The following is a 20,693-nucleotide window of genomic DNA, read 5'->3' on the forward strand; positions in this document are numbered from 1 at the left end:
AGGGGGAAGACGCGCAGCGTCTCAGGGGGCAGAACTTCGGTCAGAACTTCGCCCTGTAGTACAGCATGGGCCCCCCCTTGCGCGCCCGCAGCACCAGGCGAGAACCGCCCTGCAGTTGCACCCCGATGGCACCGAACTCGGGCACCAGCCCGCGCGTTTTGGACGAGGCCCATTGCATCTCCACCCGCGTGCCGTACACCGGCTGCTGCTGTTGCCAGATCAGGCCCATGGCATCGGGCGACTGCGCCAGTTGCGGCGTCTGCGCCCAAGCGGAAACGTCCAGGTGGCGCCCGGTGGCCAGCTTAGAGCGCCACCGCACGCCCAGGTCCAGGCTCGTGGGGGCGGCGGTGTTGCCGCCACCGAAGCTGTTGGCGCTTGTGGAGCCCGGCGAGCCTGCCAACGGGGCAGCCGACGTCAGTCCCAGCGAAAAACCAAGGCTGCGTGGCGCGTCCGGCGTGAGCCAGCGCGTGACGTCGATGTGTTGGGTGGCGTTGGCAAAGCTGCTGGCGGTACCCCCCTGCCGCTGCGACGGCGTGTTCCAGCTGGCGTCGCCCAGGTTGGGAAGCACCAGGCTGTTCACCTCGTACGCCGTGGGGGAACTGGCACCACGCGTTTCAGTCTGCAACGCGGCCATGGCTTCGTCACCAAAGGTGGATGTTTCCGCAGCAAGTACCGGCCCGGCCCCGGCCAGCAACGCGCAAAACTGCGCGGCCAGCAAGACGCCTGAGCGCCTGGCGCGTGCTTGTTGCAGAGCGTGCGGAACCCAGTGATGGGGATGACAGGAAACAAAGAGCTTTGTCGCCGCGGGGCGGCGAGTGGAAGTCACCTGCGCTGTATTGCGGTTTGGCATGGCGGCACCCGTGAAAAGAAAGGATGAAGCGATGCAACAAAGTGTGCTGTCATCTCCCGCGCCCGTTCCGTGTCGATTGCCTCGAAACGGCGTGGGAAATCACTGACACCATGGTGGCACGGCGCGCAGCCAAGCGCCAGTGCGCCGTCAAATCACGGATGGCGAAGGGGATTCTGGGGGAGATGCAAGCCAAGGGGTACGCGCGGTACCGTGGCGGTCCTTGTGCGTCCGCTGCGATGGTGAAACACGCAGCCGGAGCCAGGATGGAAAAACGCGAAAAGAAGTTGACGAGCCTTACCCCCGGCACTGACTCCACAGTTAGGGCTGCTTGGTTCCCCACCTGACCCGGTTGGCCGCTTCACCATGCGAGGAGGCCCGTCACCGGCGATTGTACGCTGGATGCGGGGCCGTCTTTGCGTCGCAGGCACATGGCCTTGGCCACCGCAAGGCTTCGGCGGGTGGCCGTGCCATCGCCCGGACCGCGAAAGCCTGCGGCCCAACCCGTAGAATCGACCGAATGTCCTATCTCGTGCTCGCCCGCAAGTACCGCCCCCGCAATTTCACGGAAATGGTGGGGCAGGAGCATGTGGTGCAGGCGCTCACCAACGCCCTCACGCAGCAGCGTCTGCACCATGCGTACCTGTTCACCGGCACGCGGGGCGTGGGCAAGACCACGGTGTCGCGCATCCTGGCCAAGTCGCTCAACTGCCAGGGCGCGGACGGCAACGGCGGCATCACCGCCACGCCCTGCGGCGTGTGCCAGGCGTGCACCGACATCGACAGCGGCCGCTTCGTGGACTACACCGAGCTCGACGCCGCGTCCAACCGTGGCGTGGACGAGGTGCAGAGCCTGCTGGAGCAGGCGGTGTACAAGCCGGTGGCGGGGCGCTTCAAGGTCTTCATGATCGACGAAGTGCACATGCTGACGAACACGGCGTTCAACGCCATGCTCAAGACGCTGGAAGAGCCGCCCGAATACCTCAAGTTCGTGCTGGCCACGACCGACCCGCAGAAAGTGCCGGTCACGGTGCTGTCGCGCTGCCTGCAGTTCAACTTGCGGCCGATGGCGCCGGAGACCGTGCTGGAGCACCTCACGCGCGTGCTGGCCCAGGAGAACGTGCCTGCAGAGCCCCAGTCGCTGCGCCTGCTGGCCCGCGCGGCTCGCGGCTCCATGCGCGATGCGCTGTCGCTCACCGACCAGGCCATCGCCTTTGGCAGCGGCCAGTTGCAGGAGGCGGGCGTGCGCCAGATGCTGGGCGCGGTGGACCGCTCGTACGTGTTCCGCCTCATCGCAGCCTTGGCGCAGGGCGATGGCAAGACGGTGGTCGAAACTTCCGATGCGCTGCGGCTCAATGGGCTGTCTGCCGCTTCCACGCTCGAAGAGATGAGCGCCGTGCTGCAGCGCATGGCGGTTTACCAGGCGGTGCCGCAGATGGCCGGCGCCGTGGACGCCAATGACCCCGAGGCCGTGGAAACCGCGCGCCTGGCTGGCCAGATGCCGGCCGACGAAACCCAGCTGCTGTACAGCCTGTGCCTGCACGGGCGCGGCGAGCTGGGCCTGGCGCCGGACGAGTACGCGGCGCTGACCATGGTGCTGCTGCGCCTCCTGGCCTTCAAGCCCAGCGGCGAACCGGCTGAAAAAAAAACTCTGACGCAGGCTGAACCTGCACCTGCACGGCCTGCCGCAGCTCCCGCACCGACGATTTCTGCGGCGCCGGTCGCGCCACCGGCAGCTTTTGTGGCGCCGGCTTTGGCCGCTGCTCCCATTCCTGCCCCCGTAGCTGTACCTGTCCCTGCGCCCGCGCCGACGGCTTCGCAAGTGGGCGCAGAGCCCGCGCCGCAACGCCGCCAGGTACAGACCCCGGAAGATGACGGCGCGTCGTCCGAACCTCCACCATGGCCTGGGTCCGAAGAGGACGAGGGCGGCTCGGCAACCGCGGCCAGGTCCGCACCATCGCCAGCATCCCCTGCGGTGGCTGCTGGCGTCATGGCGTTGCCGGTGCGAGATGCCCAGAATTTTGAGCAAGTTTCGTCTCCATCGTATGCTGAGCAAGCGCAGTCCGCTCCTGAATTCGTAGCAATCCCGGTGCGTGTAGCGCCTGAGCCCGGTGCCCGGTTGCAGCCCGCGCCCCATTCGGCCCCGGTGCCCGTGTCCGCGCGCTACACACCGACCGAAGAGGGCGATGTCTGGCACACCACCGTGCAGCAACTGGTGGCTGCAGAGGCCATCAATGCCCTGGTGCGCGAGCTGGCGCTGCAGTCCCAACTGGTGGCGCGCGACGGCGCCCATTGGCTGTTGCGCGTGGAGCGCGAGTCGCTGAACCAACCGACGGCACGCGAGCGCCTGCGTTCCGCCCTGGAAAATGCCGGCCTCGCCAGCCAGATCAGCGTGGAGGTGGGCGTGGTCATCGACAGCCCCGCGCGCCGCAACGCGGCAGCCGCCGCCGAGCGCCAGCGCCGCGCGGAGGAGATCGTGGCCAACGACCCGTATGTGCAATCGCTGGTGCGAGACTATGGCGCGAGAATCGTGCCGGGCAGCATCAAACCGGCATGAACCTCCCCCTGAGTCGCCCTTGCACCCCGGGGCAGCCGCCAGAGGCGACTGCTTTTCGGGACCGTCCAAGCCTGCCTGGGCAGGCTTGGAGCCGCGGCACTCAGCCCCTCTCTCGCGGCGCGGGAGGGGGACGTACCCGGTGGCCCGGCAAAGCCGGTTCCACCGCGCACTGGCCTGGACCGTGCCAGTTTTTGACGCGGCTGACCTTGCGCACAATGTCGTGATGTGAGCGCGGACCGAATTCAGTCCCCTTCCGGGGATATCGATCAACCAGAAAGAAAGCAAAGGAAACACACCATGTTCAACAAAGGACAACTTGCCGGCCTGATGAAGCAAGCCCAGGCGATGCAGGACAACCTCAAGAAGGCCCAGGATGAGCTGGCGTTCATCGAAGTCGAGGGCGAGTCCGGTGCGGGCCTCGTGAAGGTCGTGATGACCTGCAAGCACGACGTCAAGCGCATCACCATCGACCCCAGCCTGCTGGCCGAAGACAAGGACATGCTCGAAGACCTGGTGGCTGCGGCGTTCAATGCGGCTGTGCGCAAGGCCGAGGAGACTTCGCAGGAGAAGATGGGTAAGCTGACCCAAGGGATGCCGGGCCTCCCCGGCGGCATGAAATTCCCTTTCTGAGGCTGGCTACTGCGCGGGCCATCTGCGTCGTTGGGCGGTGCTCGGAATCCTCACTTACAGGAAGTATGTTCCGGTTCCTGTGCTCCGTCCGCCTAGCAGCTGATCCCGCTCGCTACGCCCTGGAGGGCGGGGTCGGGGGGGGCTGGCAGCGGGCTGGCTCTCCATCCGTTCGGGCTGAGGCCTGCCGAAGCCAGGGCGCGGCATCCACACACAGCCCATACCCTTGTCTGCCCTGAATATCTCCCACCCATGTCCACCACCAACTCCCTCGATGTCTTGATCCAGGCGCTGCGCCGTCTGCCGGGGGTGGGGATCAAGTCTGCCCAGCGCATGGCGTTCCATCTGCTGCAGCATGACCGCGAAGGGGCGCAGGTGCTGTCGCAGGCGCTGCACGAAGCCGTGGGATCGGTGCACCATTGCGCGCGCTGCCATACCTTCACCGAGGCCGAGGTGTGCAGCACCTGCCTGGACCCGTCGCGCGATGCGTCGCGGCTGTGTGTGGTGGAAACGCCGGCGGACCAGGCGGCCATGGAGCGCACCGGCGCGTTCAAGGGCCTGTACTTCGTGCTCATGGGGCGGCTCAGTCCCCTCGACGGCGTGGGACCGAAGGAGATCGGTCTGCAAAAGCTGCTGCAGCGTGCCGCCGAAGAGGGGGTGCAGGAGGTGATCCTGGCCACCAATTTCAATGCCGAGGGCGAAGCCACTGCGCATGTGATCAGCGAGACACTCAAGAGCCGTGGCGTGCATGTCACCCGGCTTGCCCGTGGCGTGCCGGTGGGCAGCGAGCTGGAATATGTGGACCTGGGCACCATAGCGCATGCGCTGTCGGACCGCCGCTGAGCGGAGAGCCCGCGCCCGTGCCCCGTGCCGTACCGGTAGAATACTCACAATTTAATAGCTGCTGGCGCTTGCGTACCAAGCGGTAGCGGCCAAAAAGGCATACAAAATGAATACCACCATGCATGTCGCGAGATTTACGGTGGCCTACTGGTGCGTGCTGATCGCGGCGCTGCTGCCGCTGGCCTGCTCGTGGCTGGCCAAGAGCGGGCACTGGGGCAAGTCTCGCAAGGACGGCGGGTTCGACAACCATGACCCGCGCACCTGGATGGCGCGCCAGACCGACTGGCGGGCCCGCGCCAACGCGGCGCAGGCCAATAGTTTCGAGACGCTGCCATTCTTCATTGGCGCCGTGATCATCGCGCACCTGCTCGGCGCAGGGCAGACTCTGCTGGACATGCTGGCGTTCCTGTACGTCATGCTGCGCGTGTTCTACATCCTGATGTATGTCTCCGACATGCCCACGGTGCGCAGTGCCGTTTGGGCTGCAGCCTTCATCGTGAACATCGCGATCCTCTTTGTGGGGTATCGGTAGCCTGGATCGTTGGCCCCTTGAGGCGCCGTGCGTCTTTCCCCCTCAAGGGGATGCACCCGGTGGACTGGCCAGGCCAGATCCACGGGGGTGCGGGCTTGTTTGCTCGCCAGTTTTATGGGCCCCGCGGTTGGGGCTGCCATCAGGCGCAGCGTCTGAAACCGGCGCCCTCCAGACCAGTCCACCGGGTGCGTCCCCTCCAGAGGGGCGAGAGAGGGAGGGGCGCCGCTGGCGGTTCATGGGTGGACACTTCCACCACCACCTGTGACCGTAAACACATTCTTACGTATAAACCCCGCTGGGAATCCCCCTAATGCGCAACGGCCCACTGTGCGGCACGATTGTTGCAGTGCAACAATCGTTCTTTTTCTGATTCCATGACCCCTCCCTTGCTCTCCCGACGCGCATTCAGCGCACTGTCCGCTGCCACAGCTGCCACGGTGTTTGCGCCCGCGGCCATGCGGGCGCAGACGGCAGAGGCCGCTGCGCTGGGCCGCCTGACCATTGCGGTGGGCGGGCAGGGGGTGCTGTATCACCTGCCCTTGGCGCTGGCGGACCAGTTGGGATACTTCCGGGCCGAAGGCCTTGATGTGACTGTGCGGGACTTCTCCGCCGGGGCGCTGGCCGCGCAGGCGGTGCAGGAGGGCGCGGCCGACGTCTGCGCTGGTGCGTTCGAACACACGCTGCGCCAGCAGGCCCGGGGTCAGGCATACCGTTCGCTGGTGGTGCAAGGGCGTGCGCCACAGCTGGCCTTGGGGGTGTCGCAGCGCTCTTTCCCTGGCTTCAAGGAAGTGGGTGACCTGGAGGGGCGGCGCATCGGCGTGTCGTCGGTGGGGTCGTCCACGCACCTGGCGGCCAGCCTGTTGCTTGGCCGCGTGGGGCTTGCGCCCAAGGACGTCTCGTTTGTCGCCGTGGGCACGGGCACGGCAGCCCTCAATGCGTTGCGCTCCGGCCAGGTGCACGCACTGTGCCATGCAGACCCGATCATGACGCTGCTGGAGCAAAAGGCCGACACCCGCATTGCGGGAGACATGCGCTCACTCAAGGCTGCGCAGGAGGTGTTCGGCGGCAACATGCCTGCCAGCTGCCTGTATGCGCCGCAGGCGTTCATCCAGAAGAACGCCCCGCAGGCTCAGGCCCTGGCCAATGGCATCGTGCACGCGCTCAAGTGGCTGCAGACCGCTGCGCCGGCCGATCTGGTGAAGGCCGTGCCGACCAGCTACCTGATGGGCGACCGGGGCCTGTATCTGGCGGCCTTCAGCCGGGTGCGCGAGACCTACTCCACCAACGGGCTCATGCCCGACGACGGTGCCGCCACCGCACTGCGCGTGCTGGCGCGCGTGCACCCCGAGCTGGCGGATTTCAAGGTGGACCTGGCGCGCACCTATACCAACGAGTTCGTGCGCAAGGCGCGCCAGAAATTCAACGTTTAGTGCGCCCTGCGGGAGGGTGCCGCAACACTTTGCGGGCCATGCCTACACCGTGCCGGCGCCCTGTCCTGCGCGGCAAGAAAGGGGTGGAGGATGGACTACAGTCCTGGGGTCGGGCACTGCGGCACACCGCGCAAATGGCGCGGCGCCATGGCTGCCCACCTCCTGTCCTCACCCTCTACCCCTCAAGGATCGCGCCATGACGTTCAGCCTCAGCATCGGCCCTCTCGTTTCCCTGATCGCCGGAATCCTCATCCTGGTGATGCCCCGCCTTCTGAGCACCATCGTGGCGCTCTACCTCATCATCATGGGCATTTTGGGCCTGCTGGGCATGCACAACCTGCGTTTCTGAAGCGATGGGCTACGCCTCGCAGCGGGGCGGGGCCGGCCCGCCAGGGCGCCACGGGAGAGCCCGCGTGGGCAGCCGCACTCTGTCGAGTGGGCCGGAGTGCGATCAGCGGCGCTTGACCTTGGACGGCGTGCCGCCTTTGCGCGTGGGTGCCGCGGCCGCGCGTTTGCTGTTGCCGCCATTCTTGGCAGAGGTGCGGGTCCCTACCGAGTTGCGCGCGCTGGCCTGTCGCACGGGCAGGTACACCACCACCTGCTGACCCACCTTGAAGGCCGCATTGGCGCGCACATCGTTCCAGTCCGCCACGCTCGCGGCCGCCAGCTTGTAGCGTCGTGCAATGCTGGCCACGGTCTCGCCCTTGCCGGCGCGCACCGTCGTCTTGCGGGTCACCACCTCGGGCGCGAAGGCAAGTTGTCCGTTGTCCGCGAGGTGCGATGAGACATCCTGGCGGATGGCGGCCGAGCGCGGCACCATCAGTGCCGAGCCCGCCTTGATGAGCATGCGTGGCGGGATGTTGTTCAGGCTGCGCAGGTCGTTCTCGCTCATGCCGGCGCGTTGCGCGGCCTCGGCCACCGTCATGTTGGAGGGCACGGACCAGACGGTCCAGCTCGCGTACTGGCCCTCTCGGCGCGCTTCCAGATTGCGCTGGAACACCTTCGCGTTGTCCCATGGAAGCAGGATCTGCGGAGTGCCCGCAGCCAGGATCACCGGGCGGTGAAAGGATGGATTCAGCGCGCGGAAGTCTTCCTCGCGGATGCCGGCAAGCTGCGCGACCAAGGCTACATCCATGTCATGCGTGATGTCCACGGTCTGGAAATAGGGGTGGTTCTCGATCAGCGGCAGCTCGGTGCGGAAGGCCTCGGGGTTGGCCACGATGTTCTTCACTGCCTGCAGCTTGGGCACGTACATGCGGGTTTCGGCCGGCATGTTCAGGTCGGTGTAGCTGGTGCCCAGGCCTTGCTTCTGGTTGCGCGCGATCGCGCGGCCCACGCTGCCCTCGCCCCAGTTGTAGGCGGCCAAGGCCAGGTGCCAGTCGCCGAACATGCCATAGAGCTTTTGCAGGTAGTCGAGCGCGGCGCGCGTGGAGGCCAACACATCGCGCCGGTCGTCGCGGAAGGCGTTCTGCTTGAGGTCGAAGTAGTTGCCCGTGGCGGGCATGAACTGCCACATGCCGGCCGCCTTGGCGCTGGAGACGGCCTGCGGGTTGAAGGCGCTCTCGATGTAGGGCAGCAGTGCCAGCTCGGTGGGCATGCCTCGGCGCTCGAGCTCCTCGACGATGTGGAACAGGTACTTGCTCGAGCGTTCAGTCATGCGCTGCATGTAGTCGGGCCGGGTGGCGTACCACTGCTCACGGTCCTGCACAAGCTCGTGCTGCAGGTCGGGCATCGCAAAGCCGCGGCGGATGCGGTCCCACAGGTCAGCCGGGGCCGAGAGCGAAGCGACTTCGCCGCTGGATGCCTGGGCTGCAGTGATGGGGCGCAGCGGTCCGTTGGGGATGACCGGTGTGTGGGAAGCGCGGGCCGAAGAAGTGGCCTCAGTGGATGCCTTGGCGTCTGCCGCAGCCGAAGGGTTTTGCGTGGAGCCTGTTGTGGCACAGCCCGTGAGCCAGAGGGCTGCAGCCAGGCAGGCAATGTGCAAAATTTTCATCGGAACTCGTTCTTCCATTGGCGCAGCGCGGCCAGTACCGCCACTGCGTCGTCTTGGTGGACCTGCGCGTCGAAATCCCGGGCAGCTTGGGCCACGCCAGGCTGCCGCACACGCAGGAAGGGGTTGATGTCTCGCTCCAGCGCCATGTTCGAAGGCAGCGTGGGCTGCTCGGCGGCACGCAGCGCTTCGCACCGGCTGCTGTAATGGAGCAGGGCCGCGTTGCCGGGTTCCACGGCGCGTGCAAATTTCAGGTTGGACAGCGTGTACTCGTGCGTGCAGCACACACGGGTATCGCCGGGCAGCGCGGCCAGCTCGTCGAGCGAGCCGAGCATCTGCGCCGGTGTGCCCTCGAACAGCCGCCCGCACCCGCCCGAGAACAGCGTGTCGCCGCAGAACAGCAGCGGCGCGCCCTCGAAGGCCGTGCAGTAGTAAGCGATGTGCCCCGCAGTGTGGCCGGGCACGTCGATCACGGCGAAGCGCAGGCCCAGCACGTCCACCATATCGCCCTGCGCGAGCCGAACCAGCGGTTCGGGAATGCGCTCACGGGCGGGGCCGTAGACCACGGCGCCGGTGGCATCGCGCAGCGCGTCGACCCCACCGACATGATCGGCATGGTGGTGCGTGACTAGAATGGCCTTCAACTGCAGGCCCAGGCGCTGCAGTGCCTGCACCACGGGCGCGGAATCCCCGGGGTCGACGACGACGGCCTGGTGCCCGTCGTGCAGCATCCAGATGTAGTTGTCGGTAAAGGCGGGCAGCGGCAGCAAGTTCATGAGCGATCAAATTATAGGTTTGCACCACTGGTTCGATTCGCCGCCGGGCCGGTACCTGCTGGCGTGGGAGCAGGCGCGCTTCGATGAGGCGGTGGCCGACATCTTCGGCTATCACAGCCTGCAGCTGGGCATGCCGCTGCTCGATGGCCTGCGCGCCAACCGCATGCCGCACCAGTGGCTGGCACTCGGGCACGAAGGTTTCGCCGTCAGTGGCTTGTGGGGTGGGTTGGGGGGGCACGACGATGCCGATCCCTCGACCCCGCCGCGCCGCCCGGTCGATCTGCTGGCCGAGCCCTTGGCCCTGCCTTTTGCCGAGGGCAGCCTCGACCTGCTCGTGCTGCCCCATACCCTGGAGCTGAGCATCGACCCCCACGCGACGCTGCGCGAGGTCGAGCGAGTGCTCGTGCCCGAGGGCCGGGTCGTCATCAGCGGCCTGAACCCGGCCAGCCTGTGGGGCCTGCGGCAGCGGCGCGCGCGGCTGTACCAGCGCATGGGCAAAGGTCACCTGTACTTGCCCGACGTGGGCGAGTTCATCGGCTACCGCCGCCTGCGCGACTGGCTGCGCTTGTTGAGCTTCGAGGTCGAATCGGCGCAGTTTGGCTGTTATCGTCCTGCCGTGCGCAGCACCCAGTGGCTGGAGCGCTTTGGCTTCATGGACCCGCTGGGCGAGCGCTGGTGGCCCATCTTCGGTGCGGCTTACTTCGTGGTGGCTGTCAAGCGGGTGCATGGGATGCGGCTGCTGGGGCCAGCTTGGCGCACTCAACGCCAGCGGGCCGCCGGCACCGTTCCCATCGCCAACCGTGCGCACGCGGCGGGTGGGCCCGCAGCACCGAGGGTGCAGGCCCCGGACCGCGCCACCAAGACACCTTTGCGGCAACGCGACACAGCTAGAAAAGACAGGAATACGGTTTGAATCAGGTAGTGATATACACAGATGGCGCCTGCAAGGGCAACCCCGGACCAGGGGGATGGGGCGTGCTGCTGCGCGCCGGCGACGTCGAGAAGGAGCTCTTCGGGGGCGAGATGGGCACCACCAACAACCGCATGGAGCTGATGGCGGTGATCGAGGCGCTGGCCGCCTTGAAGCGCCCCTGCGCAGTGACGCTGTTCCTGGACAGCGAATACGTGCGCAAGGGCATCACCGAATGGATTCACGGCTGGAAGGCCAAAGGCTGGCGGACTGCGTCCAAGCAGCCCGTCAAGAACGTGGAGCTGTGGCAGCGCCTGGATGCGCTGGTCAGCACCGGCGGCCATCGCATCGACTGGCGCTGGGTGAAGGGGCATTCCGGCGACCCTGGCAACGAGCGGGCCGATGCCCTGGCTAACAAGGGGGTGGACAAGGCGCGGGGACGCGGCTGACCACCTGGAACCTGGAGCGGAGTGCTGGAGAGCGCGCAGCCGAACCGGCACACAGTGTGCTTGCACGCAACAAACAGCGTGCTTTGTGTAAAGCCTGCGTAAAACCGGGGAATTGACCTTCGGTCAAGCGGTCAGTCACTGCACTGTCTGACACTGACTGATACATTCTTTGGCTGCATTCCGCATTTCCACCGGCTTCATTGATCCATGGCGTCCAAGAAAAGAACCATTGTTTTTGCTGTCATCGGCATCGCAGCCGCTACCGGTGCCGCCTGGTGGCTGCAAAAGCCACCCCAGGCCCCGCGCACGGACGCGGCCACGGCGGCTGCCAGCGGCGCTGCGGCCGGGGGGGGCGCACGTGGCGGGGCGCAGGGCGGAGCCGGCCGCTTGGTGTCGGTGGAGGCAGTGGCCGTGCGACAGATGTCGCTGCGCGATGAGGCCGAGGCCGTGGGCAGCCTTCGGTCGCGCCAGAGCGTGGTGCTGCGCCCCGAGGTCAGCGGCCGCATCACGCATCTGAACTTCCGCGACGGCCAGCGCGTCAAGCGCGGGCAGGTGCTGGTGCAGTTCGACGACCAACTGCCCCGCGCCCAGGTCCAGCAAAGCCAGGCCGAGCTGTCCATCGCCCAGGCCAACCACAAGCGCAACCAGGAGCTCGTGGCCCAGGGCTTCATCAGCCAGCGGTCGGTGGACGAAAGCGCGGCCAACCTCGAAGTGGCACAGGCCAAGCTATCGCTGGCGCAGGCCACCGCATCGCGCCTGAAGATCGTGGCACCCTTTGACGGCATCGCCGGCATCCGTGGCGTGAACGTGGGCGACTACCTCAAGGACGGCGCTGACATCGTCAACGTGGAAGACCTCGACGCGGTGTATGTGGACTTCCGCCTGCCCGAGCGTCTGCAGGGCAAGGTGCGCACGGGCCAGACCGCGCAGGTCTCGTTCGATGCGCTCCCGGGCGTACGCTACGGCGCCGTGGTGCAGGCCATCAACCCCCAGATCGACGCCGACGGCCGGTCGGTGGCGGTGCGTGGCTGCATCGACAACCGCCGACTGCAGCTGCGCCCCGGCATGTTCGCCCGGGTGACGGCCGTGTTTGCCGAGCGCGCCAACGCGAGCGTCATCCCTGAAGAGGCCGTGGTGCCCGACGGCACCAATCCCTACGTATTCAAGATCGTCGAAGGCAAGGAGGCCGGCAGCCGCGTGGCCCGCCGCACCCCGGTGAAGCTGGGCGTGCGCACGCCTGGATTCGTTGAGGTGGTGGAGGGTATCGGCGCTGGCGACCTGGTGGTGTCCGCGGGGCAGCAGCGCATCCAGAAGGACGGCACGGCGGTGCGCGTGGTGGAGCTGGGCAAGCCCACTGGCGGTGCTGCGCCGGGTGCTCCGGGCGCTGGTGCTTCCGGTGCCAAGGGGGCGGCTGGTGCTGCCAGCGCCTCGGCCACCGCACCTGCGACGGCTCCGGTCGATGCGCCCGCAGCAGGTGCAGCAGGCGCCGCCAGCAACGCCGCCGTGGCGGCGGCTCCCGCAGCGCCGCAATCCGCCGCTCCGCCCGCGCCACAGACTGCACAGACCCTGGTGGCTCCGCTGCCCGGGGCCAATCCGTGCCTGGCCGCCATTGCGCCGGCGGGCCGCGCTTTGCCCGCACCCACCCGGGCACCCGCCTGATGCGAGCGCTCGACCACCACCGACTGACCGAAGCCCCCCGCCGCCATGCAACTCGCTGAAATATCGATCCGCCGGCCGGTCTTCGCGACCGTGCTGTCGCTGCTGGTGCTGCTGATTGGCGCGGTGAGCTTCACGCGCCTGTCGGTGCGCGAATACCCCAAGATCGACGAGCCCGTGGTCACGGTCAGCGTGCGCTATGCGGGCGCCTCGGCCGAGGTGATCGAATCGCAGGTCACCAAGCCGCTGGAAGACTCCATCGCGGGCATCGACGCGGTGGACGTGATCACCTCCATCAGCCGGCCCGAGCAAAGCCAGATCAGCGTGCGCTTTCGCCTGGAGAAGGACGCCGACAACGCCGCCGCCGAGGTGCGCGACCGCACGGCCCGCGTGCGCAACCGCCTGCCCGACGCGGTGGACGAGCCCGTCATCGCCAAGGTCGAGGCCGATGCCTCGCCCGTGATGTGGCTGGCCTTCAGCAGCGACACGCGCAGCCCGCTGGAGATCAACGACCTGGTCAACCGCATCGTCAAGCCGCGCCTGCAGACCGTGACCGGTGTGGCCGACGTGCCCATCTACGGCGAGCGCAAGTACGCCATGCGCGTGTGGCTCGACCCCGAGCGCATGGCCGGCTACCGCCTGACCACGCAGGATGTGGAAGACGCGATCCGCAGGAACAACCTGGAGCTGCCCGCGGGCCGCATCGAGTCGCAGCAGCGCGAGTTCAGCGTCACGTCGCAGACCGATCTGTCATCGCCCGGGCAGTTTGCCGAGGTGGTGATACGCACGGTCAACGGATTTCCGGTGCGCATCCGCGACGTGGCGCGGGTGGAAGAGGGCGCGGCCAGCGACCGCAGCCGCGTGCGCCTGAACGGGCGCGAGGCCATTTCGGTCGGCGTGATCCGCCAGGCCACGGCCAACCCGCTGGAGCTGGCCCAGGGTGTGCGCGCCATGATGCCCGTCCTCAAGACCGACCTGCCGCCAGACATCGTGATCGATGTGGCCAATGACAATTCGCTGTTCATCGACCGGTCCATCAAGAGCGTGTACTCCACCATCATCGAGGCCGTGGTGCTGGTGGCGCTGGTGATCTTCGTCTTCTTGCGCACGCTGCGCGCCTCCATCATTCCCATCATCACCATCCCGGTGAGCCTGGTGGGCAGCTTCGCGCTGATGTCGCTGGCGGGCTTTTCGATCAACACCCTTACCCTGCTGGCGCTGGTGCTGGCCATTGGCCTGGTGGTGGACGACGCCATCGTGATGCTGGAGAACATCTACCGGCACATCGAAGAAGGGCTCGACCCGTTCTCCGCAGCCATCAAGGGGGCGCGCGAGATCGGTTTTGCCATTGTGGCGATGACGCTCACGCTGGTGGCGGTGTATGCGCCGCTGGCCTTCACGCCGGGCCGCACGGGCCGGCTGTTCGTGGAGTTCGCGCTGGCGCTGGCCGGGGCGGTGGTGGTATCGGGCTTCGTCGCGCTCACGCTGTCGCCCATGATGTGTTCGCTGCTGCTCAAGCACAACCCCAAGCCCAACTGGTTCGACCGGTCCATGGAGCGCTGGCTCACCGCGCTGTCGGACGCGTACGGCAGACTGTTGCGCTGGATCGTGACGGCCCGATGGGGAGGCGGCACAGGCAAGGTGGGAGCCGGGCGAGGCAGTCGTATCCGGGGCGTTGTCTTCCAGGCGCGCTGGATCGTGATCGCGGTCATGGCCGTGAGCGGTGTGGCCCTGGCCCTCGTCTATCCCACCATGCGCCAGGAGCTGTCGCCGCTGGAAGACCGTGGCACGGTTTTGGTCAACGTCACGGCGCCCGACGGTGCGACACTCGACTACACCAACCGGTATGCGCTGGAGCTGGAGAAGCTCGGGCAACAGTACCCCGAGTTCGACCGCATCTTCGCCAACATCGGCAACCCCACGGTAGCGCAGGGCAGCGTCATTTACCGCACGGTGGACTGGGAGAATCGCAAGCGCACCACGCTGGAGCTGGCCCGCGAACTGCAGCCCAAGGTGGGCACGCTGCCGGGGGTGAGCTCCTTCCTGATCACGCCGCCATCGCTGGGCCAAGGCTTTCGCGCGCGGCCGCTCACCTATGTGATCCAGACCTCCGACAGCTATGAAAACCTCAACGAGGTGACCACGGCCTTCATGGCCGAGATCGCGCAGAACCCCGGCATCGTCGGGCCGGACATCGACCTGCGCCTGAACAAGCCCGAGCTGCGCATCGAGGTGAACCGCGAGCGCGCGGCCGACCTGGGCGTGAGCGTGGACGTGGTGGCCAAGGCCATCGAGACCATGCTGGGCGGTCGCACCGTCACGCGCTACAAGCGCGATGCCGAGCAGTACGACGTGATCGTGCAGACGTCGGCGCGCGGGCGCACCACGCCTGAGAACATCGACACCATCTACGTGCGTGGCCGCAACGATTCGATGATCCCGCTCTCCAGCCTGGTCAAGGTGCGAGAGAGCGTGAGCCCGCGCGAGCTCAACCACTTCGGGCAGCGCCGCTCGGCCACCATCACCGCCAACCTGTCGCCCGACTACTCGCTGGGCGAGGCGCTCAAGTTCATGGACGACACCGCCGCCAAGGTGCTCAAGCCCGGCTACACGACCGACCTGAATGGCACCTCGCGCGAGTTCAAGAGCTCGCAGGGCGCGCTGGGCATCGTGTTCCTGCTGGCGCTCGTGTTCATCTTCCTGGTTCTGGCCGCGCAATTCGAGAGCTTCATCGACCCGCTGGTGATCATGGTGTCGGTGCCGTTGTCGATGATCGGCGCGCTGCTGGCGCTCAAGTGGAGCGGCGGCTCGCTCAACGTGTATTCGCAGATCGGGTTGATCACGCTGGTGGGGCTGATCACCAAGCACGGGATCCTGATCGTCGAGTTCACGAACCAGCTGCGCGAAGAAGGCATGGAGATGGTCGATGCGCTGGTCAAGGCCTCGGCCCAGCGCCTGCGCCCCATCCTGATGACCACCGGCGCCATGGTGCTGGGCGCCATCCCCCTCGCGCTGGCCACCGGCGCGGGCGCCGAGACGCGCATGCAGATCGGCTGGGTGATCGTGGGCGGCATGTCGCTGGGCACGCTGCTGACCATCTTCGTCGTGCCCACCATGTACACCCTGTTCGCGCGCAAGGCCGTGCCGGGCGCTAACACGGCGGTGGCGAGCGATGAGCCTGCGCACGCGCTGCACATGCACGATTACGTGGGCAAGTAGCGGCACAAGAGCGGTATGGGCCCATCGGCACAAAAGGTCCCGTCGGGACCTTTTGTTTTTTGGACCCCACCGGCATGGGAGAGACGGTGCGGCTTCAGGCGTGCAGAAAGCCGTGGGCTTCTGGCTGAGCTTGTCGAAGCCCTGCGGGCGTATCAGCCTGCCGGCGCTGCGACGGCCTGCAGTGCATCGGCGATGTCCTGCTGGCCTTGCGGCCGCACCAGCCGCTCCACTTCCTTGCCGTCCTTGAGAAAGACCAGCGTGGGCCAGAGCTTGACGCCGAAGCTGCGGCCCAGGCGCTGGCCGGGGCCGTCTTCCACTTTCACGTGCGCGATGTCGGCGCGGTCCGTCAACGCTGCTTCAATGAGCGGCTGGGCGCGTTGGCAGTGGCCGCACCAGGGTGTGCCGAACTCCAGCACGGTGGCGCCCTTCAGGCTGTCGATGTCTTCGCGGGCAGGAGGCTGGGCAAGGTGCGTGGCGGTATAGGGCATGGCGATTCGGCGAATGAAGTGAAAAGTTGGGACTCAGGTTAGGGCGAGGGTGCGTGCTCTACACCAGCGATGTGCTCACGGCCGTGTCAGATCACGCCTTCAAACACCATCACGTCCACCAAGTCGCCCACGGCCACGTTGCCTTGTCCGTGGTGAAGCACGATGAGGCCGTTGGCCTGCGCCATGGAGCTGAGCACCCCCGAGCCCTGGTTGCCGGTGGTGCGCACCTGCAGGGTGCCGTCGGGCGCGGTGGTGACCGTGCCGCGCTGGTACTCGGTGCGGCCGGGCTTCTTGCGCAGGGGCTCGGTGGACGCGGCGCGCAGCAGCGGCGGCGTCGTGCGTGTGCTACCCATCATGCGCAGCAGTGCGGGGCGCACGAAGGCGAGGAAGGTCACCATCACCGCCACCGGATTGCCCGGCAAACCGAAGAGCACCGCGCCTGAGCCGGATTTGATATTGCTACTATTTTCGTAGCTATCGGCGCTTTCTGGATGGGTGGTAGCGGCATTTTTTGCTTCAAATTTATCGGCCGCGATGCGCCCTACTGCCATGGGGCGGCCGGGGCGCATGGCGATGCGCCAGAAGGCGACGTCGCCCAGCTTCTTCATCATGGTGCGGGTGTGGTCGGCTTCGCCCACGCTTACGCCGCCGCTGGTGATGATGGCGTCTGCCTGCCACGCAGCCTTGCGGAAGGCGGCTTCGAGCAGCGCGGGTTCGTCGCGCACCACACCCAGATCGATCACTTCCACGCCCAGGCGCGTGAGCAGGCCGAACACGGTGTAGCGGTTGCTGTCGTACACCGCGCCTTCGCGGGGCGATTCGCCCAGGCTCAGGATCTCGTCGCCGGTGGAGAAATACGCCACACGCAGGCGGCGGAACACGGTCACCGTGGGCAGGCCCAGGCTGGCCACCAGGCCCAGGGCGGCGGGTGTCAGCAATTCGCCCCGCGCCAGGGCCACGCCGCCTTCCATCAGGTCCTCACCCTTGAAGCGGCGGTTGTCGCCCGGCTGCAGCACGTCGGCGGCGATGGTGATGCGCGGGCTGCCGTCCGCGCCATCGGCATGCGCGGTGGTGAATTCCTGTGGCACCACGGTGTCCAGGCCTGCCGGCATGATGGCGCCGGTCATGATCTTCACGCAGTCGCCTGCGGCCACCGTGCCCGTCCAGGCCTTGCCTGCCAGCGCCGTGCCCACCACGCGCAGGGTGAGGGGCTGGCCCGGGGCCAGTTGCGCACCTGTGAACGCATAGCCGTCCATGGCCGAGTTGTCGTGCGGCGGCACGCTGATGGGCGATACCACGTCGCGGGCCAGCACGCGGCCCAGGGCGCTGAAGAGCGGCAACTCTTCGGTGCCTTGCACGGGCTCGACCAGGTGGCCGAGGAACGCGTTCACATCGGCGGCTTTGAGCGCCTGGGGGTCGTAGCCCTGCAGTTCGGCGGCGATCTGGGCAATGGTCTTCATGGGCAGCAAACAATCAGTCGGGTACGCCGAGCGGCAAACATCACGTCACTTGGAGCGGCAGGCGGGAAAGGGGTCGGCCGTGAGCGACAGCAGCATGTGCAGCTTGTCGTACGCCACGTTGTCGACCACGATGGCGCGCGGCAGCAGGCCCCAGGCACGAAAGCCCGCCTGCTCGTACAGCCGCACTACATGGGTGTTTGACGCAGTCACCGTGAGCACCAGTTGCAGGAGCCCCGGCACATGCCGCGCGGCCTGCACGCAGGCCGCCACCAGTTGCTGGCCGATGCCCCGGCGCTGGGCGGCGGGCGCCACCATCATGCCCACCACGCTGGCGCAGTGGCGTTGCTTGACGCGCTGCTCGCGCTCGCAGCCCACGCAGCCCAGCAACTGGCCTGCGGCATCGAAGGCGCCCAGGAAGAAGGTGCCTGAATCCAGGGGGCCGAAGCGCACTGCGTACTCCTTGGCCGAGCGGCCTGCGGATGACGCGTAGTCCGACGTGAAGGCGTCGGGCGCGGTGCGCAGCGCCTCGTCGCGCAAGGCCTTGTAGGCCACGGCGTCGGCGGCCACCAGGGGCCGGATCTGGACGGCGGCCTGTGCTGCGGCGGCTGCGGCAAAGGCGGTTGCAGAAGACATGGAGGTTGTCATGGGCGGTGCGAGGTGGCGCTCTCCAGCGCCTGCAGCTCGGCCAGCGTGTTGGCGTTGAAGAATGCCTGCGGGTCGTCGCCCGGCTGGTCAAAGGGTACGAAGGCGCAGCGGTGCTGGCCCGTCCACGCATCGATCTTGCGGCCGCCCGCCTGTGTGAAAGCCACCAGGCTCTCGAGCAGCTCCACGCGCAGCAGGCAGAACACGGGCTGGGGGCGGACGGCGATGCCGCCCTGGCCGTTGTCCTCTGGCGCAGACGCCATGGCGATCTCGGCGTTTTGCTCGCTGGCGGCAGCGGCCAGGCGCGCCGCCAGGTCCAGCGGGAAGAGCGGTGTATCGCACGGCACCGTCAGCAGCCATGGCGTTTCGCAGCGCTCCAGGCCCGTCAAAAAGCCCGCCAGCGGGCCAGGGTAGTCGGCCAGCACATCGGGCCACACCGGCGCGCCAAACGCCTCGTAGGCCGCGAGGTTGCGGTTGGCGTTGACCATCACCGCGCCCGTCTGCATCTGCAGCCGCATCAAGGTGTGCAGCGCCAGCGGCAGGCCGCGAAAGTTCTGCAGGCCCTTGTCGACCCCGCCCATGCGTGAGCCACGGCCGCCGGCGAGGACCAGGCCGGTGATGTCTTGGGTTGGAATCATGGAATTTGGCAAGCGTTGGTTCAGGCCGTGAAGGGATGGGCGGCAGTACGGAATTTCATGGCAGTGGTGCGCTTAGCCCGTAATCTGCGAATCGGCGCGGCCGAGACGAGTGCACCCGTGGAACTGGCTTTGCCAGTCCATTGCGTGCGCCCCCCTCCCGCGCAGCGAGAGAGGGGCTGAGGGCAGCGGCTCCAAGCCTGCCCACGCAGGCTTGGACGGTCCTGAAGAGCAGTCGCCTCTGGCGGATGCCCCGGGGTGCAAGGGCGACTCAGGGGGAGCTTCCATCTCATCCGCCGATGTAGCTCATTTCAACCCTGCGTGCGCCGCTGCCCGTATCTGCGGGCAGGCTGCTGCGCAGCTCTGAATAACGGTCATTGCGCTGCTGCCAGATGGGGGCGATGGCCGATGCGATGGCCTCGTCGCTGGCGCCGCCGCGCAGCAGGGTGCGCAGGTCGTAGCCCTGGGTGGCGAAGAGGCACAGGTACAGCTTGCCTTCGGTGGACAGGCGCGCGCGGTTGCAGTCGTGGCAGAAGGCCTGGGTGACGCTGCTGATCACGCCGATCTCGCCCAGGGCGGGGTCGTGCTCGCCCGCCGCGTTGGCATAGCCCCAGCGTTCGGCGGTCTCGCCGGTGGTGCTCGGGTCCAGGGCGACCAGGGGCAGTTGGGCGCGCAGGCGTTCGAGCAGTTCGGCCGAGGGCAGCACCTCGTCCATGCGCCAGCCGTTGGTGGCGCCCACGTCCATGTATTCGATGAAGCGCAGCGTGGTGCCCGTGCCGCGGAAGTGGCGCGCCATGGGCAGCACCTCGTGGTCGTTGGTGCCGCGCTTGACCACCATGTTCACCTTGATCTGCGACAGGCCCGCCGCATGCGCTGCCTCGATGCCGGCCAGCACGTCCGCCACCGGAAAGTCCACATCGTTCATGCGGCGGAACACCGTGTCGTCCAGGCCGTCCAGGCTCACGGTCACGCGGTTCAGGCCCGCGTCCTTCAAGGCCTTCGCCTTGCGTGCGAGCAGCGATCCGTTGGTGGTGAGCGTGAGGTCCGGCGGCAGGCCGTCCACAGTGCGCAGCGCGGCCAGCTGGGCCACCAGGGCTTCCAGGTTCTTGCGCAGCAGGGGCTCGCCGCCCGTGAGGCGGATCTTGCGCACGCCGTGGGCCAGAAAGAGCCGCGCCAGCCGGGTGATTTCCTCGAAGCTGAGAAGCGCGCCGTGCGGCAGGTAGGGGTAGTCCTTGTCGAAGACTTCCTTGGGCATGCAGTAGTTGCAGCGGAAGTTGCAGCGGTCCGTGACGCTGATGCGCAAGTCGCGCAGCGGCCGTCCCAGGGTGTCGGTCAGCAGGCCGGTGGGCGCCGTGGCATGCAGAGGCACCCGCGCCGCCAGTGCGGCGATGCGTTGGTCCACCAGGGGAATCACTCGTTCGGCCATGGCGTGATTTTGCCGCAAGGGCTCGGTTCGGCGGGCCAAGCCCCTGCGGTCGGAGTTGATCGGGATCAATTCCTGCGGGTCATGGCGCTTTCATTGCGCGCAGCGCGCGTGGGTGTTGCGCCGCAACAATGAACGCCTTGGATTTGATCGTGTCTCCGTCAGCGCGAAGGTGTTGTGCCATTGCACAGCAGATGGTGGCTGGAGGT

Annotated in this window: 18 protein-coding genes and 1 other RNA gene; 10 read left to right on the forward strand and 9 right to left on the reverse strand. The window is 67.2% G+C overall.

The window, feature by feature from the left end; all coding sequences use genetic code 11:
* Nucleotides 1–40 precede the first annotated feature (40 nt).
* Both KW835_RS11785 and ffs read right to left on the reverse strand, forming a co-directional pair.
* The gene (locus tag KW835_RS11785) at nt 41–634 is read right to left on the reverse strand and encodes a hypothetical protein (protein WP_218382570.1); all 594 of its coding nucleotides are present in this window, start codon (nt 632–634) and stop codon (nt 41–43) included.
* Between the two features lie 499 nt (nt 635–1,133).
* Nucleotides 1,134–1,230, reverse strand: an RNA gene (ffs, locus tag KW835_RS11790) — signal recognition particle sRNA small type.
* Nucleotides 1,231–1,367: 137 nt separating this feature from the next.
* On the opposite strand from ffs, the gene dnaX reads away from it, so the two are divergent.
* From dnaX to KW835_RS11820, 6 genes are all read left to right on the forward strand, one after another.
* Nucleotides 1,368–3,404 (forward strand): DNA polymerase III subunit gamma/tau, encoded by a 2,037-nt coding sequence (gene dnaX / locus KW835_RS11795; protein WP_218382571.1) that lies wholly within the window; start codon nt 1,368–1,370, stop codon nt 3,402–3,404.
* 297 nt (nt 3,405–3,701) lie between these two features.
* On the forward strand, nt 3,702–4,034 hold the full coding sequence (locus tag KW835_RS11800; protein ID WP_218382572.1) for a YbaB/EbfC family nucleoid-associated protein: 333 nt from the start codon (nt 3,702–3,704) through the stop codon (nt 4,032–4,034).
* Between the two features lie 249 nt (nt 4,035–4,283).
* The gene (recR, locus tag KW835_RS11805; RefSeq protein ID WP_218382573.1) at nt 4,284–4,874 is read left to right on the forward strand and encodes a recombination mediator RecR; all 591 of its coding nucleotides are present in this window, start codon (nt 4,284–4,286) and stop codon (nt 4,872–4,874) included.
* A gap of 106 nt (nt 4,875–4,980) precedes the next feature.
* A complete protein-coding gene (locus tag KW835_RS11810; RefSeq protein ID WP_218382574.1) occupies nt 4,981–5,406 on the forward strand; it encodes an MAPEG family protein in 426 nt (141 codons plus the stop codon).
* A 374-nt stretch (nt 5,407–5,780) separates the two neighbouring features.
* The gene (locus KW835_RS11815; protein WP_218382575.1) at nt 5,781–6,836 is read left to right on the forward strand and encodes an ABC transporter substrate-binding protein; all 1,056 of its coding nucleotides are present in this window, start codon (nt 5,781–5,783) and stop codon (nt 6,834–6,836) included.
* 196 nt (nt 6,837–7,032) lie between these two features.
* Nucleotides 7,033–7,185 carry a DUF3096 domain-containing protein gene (locus KW835_RS11820; protein WP_082485775.1) on the forward strand — a complete coding sequence of 51 codons (153 nt, stop codon included), beginning with the start codon at nt 7,033–7,035 and terminating at the stop codon, nt 7,183–7,185.
* A gap of 102 nt (nt 7,186–7,287) precedes the next feature.
* On the opposite strand, the gene KW835_RS11825 is transcribed toward KW835_RS11820, so the two are convergent.
* Complete coding sequence (locus KW835_RS11825; protein WP_218382576.1) at nt 7,288–8,829, reverse strand: transglycosylase SLT domain-containing protein; 1,542 nt, start codon at nt 8,827–8,829, stop codon at nt 7,288–7,290.
* Nucleotides 8,826–9,602 (reverse strand): hydroxyacylglutathione hydrolase, encoded by a 777-nt coding sequence (gloB, locus tag KW835_RS11830; RefSeq protein WP_218382577.1) that lies wholly within the window; start codon nt 9,600–9,602, stop codon nt 8,826–8,828. Before gloB ends, KW835_RS11825 begins: the two co-directional genes overlap by 4 nt.
* Here gloB and KW835_RS11835 point away from each other — a divergent pair.
* The 4 genes from KW835_RS11835 (at nt 9,601) to KW835_RS11850 (ending at nt 15,836) form a co-directional block, all read left to right on the forward strand.
* On the forward strand, nt 9,601–10,515 hold the full coding sequence (locus KW835_RS11835; protein ID WP_218382578.1) for a class I SAM-dependent methyltransferase: 915 nt from the start codon (nt 9,601–9,603) through the stop codon (nt 10,513–10,515). The genes gloB and KW835_RS11835 overlap by 2 nt on opposite strands.
* Complete coding sequence (rnhA, locus tag KW835_RS11840; protein ID WP_218382579.1) at nt 10,512–10,961, forward strand: ribonuclease HI; 450 nt, start codon at nt 10,512–10,514, stop codon at nt 10,959–10,961. The genes KW835_RS11835 and rnhA overlap by 4 nt, the downstream gene beginning before the upstream one ends.
* 207 nt (nt 10,962–11,168) lie before the next feature.
* Nucleotides 11,169–12,620, forward strand: coding sequence for an efflux RND transporter periplasmic adaptor subunit (locus KW835_RS11845; protein ID WP_218382580.1), 1,452 nt, complete (start codon nt 11,169–11,171; stop codon nt 12,618–12,620).
* A gap of 45 nt (nt 12,621–12,665) precedes the next feature.
* On the forward strand, nt 12,666–15,836 hold the full coding sequence (locus tag KW835_RS11850; RefSeq protein WP_218382581.1) for an efflux RND transporter permease subunit: 3,171 nt from the start codon (nt 12,666–12,668) through the stop codon (nt 15,834–15,836).
* Between the two features lie 152 nt (nt 15,837–15,988).
* Here the strand turns inward: KW835_RS11850 and KW835_RS11855 are convergent, their stop codons facing one another.
* The 5 genes from KW835_RS11855 to moaA form a co-directional block, all read right to left on the reverse strand.
* The gene (locus KW835_RS11855) at nt 15,989–16,324 is read right to left on the reverse strand and encodes a thioredoxin family protein (protein WP_218382582.1); all 336 of its coding nucleotides are present in this window, start codon (nt 16,322–16,324) and stop codon (nt 15,989–15,991) included.
* Between the two features lie 86 nt (nt 16,325–16,410).
* Complete coding sequence (locus KW835_RS11860; RefSeq protein ID WP_218382583.1) at nt 16,411–17,784, reverse strand: molybdopterin molybdotransferase MoeA; 1,374 nt, start codon at nt 17,782–17,784, stop codon at nt 16,411–16,413.
* Nucleotides 17,785–17,829: 45 nt separating this feature from the next.
* Entirely contained in the window at nt 17,830–18,417 is a 588-nt protein-coding gene (locus tag KW835_RS11865) for a GNAT family N-acetyltransferase (protein ID WP_218382584.1), read from the reverse strand.
* A gap of 8 nt (nt 18,418–18,425) precedes the next feature.
* The gene (gene mobA, locus KW835_RS11870) at nt 18,426–19,064 is read right to left on the reverse strand and encodes a molybdenum cofactor guanylyltransferase MobA (RefSeq protein ID WP_218382585.1); all 639 of its coding nucleotides are present in this window, start codon (nt 19,062–19,064) and stop codon (nt 18,426–18,428) included.
* A gap of 286 nt (nt 19,065–19,350) precedes the next feature.
* Nucleotides 19,351–20,487, reverse strand: coding sequence for a GTP 3',8-cyclase MoaA (gene moaA, locus KW835_RS11875; RefSeq protein WP_218382586.1), 1,137 nt, complete (start codon nt 20,485–20,487; stop codon nt 19,351–19,353).
* Nucleotides 20,488–20,693: the final 206 nt, after the last annotated feature.

This window comes from Acidovorax sp. sic0104, from assembly GCF_019219095.1.
Classification (GTDB): domain Bacteria; phylum Pseudomonadota; class Gammaproteobacteria; order Burkholderiales; family Burkholderiaceae_C; genus Acidovorax.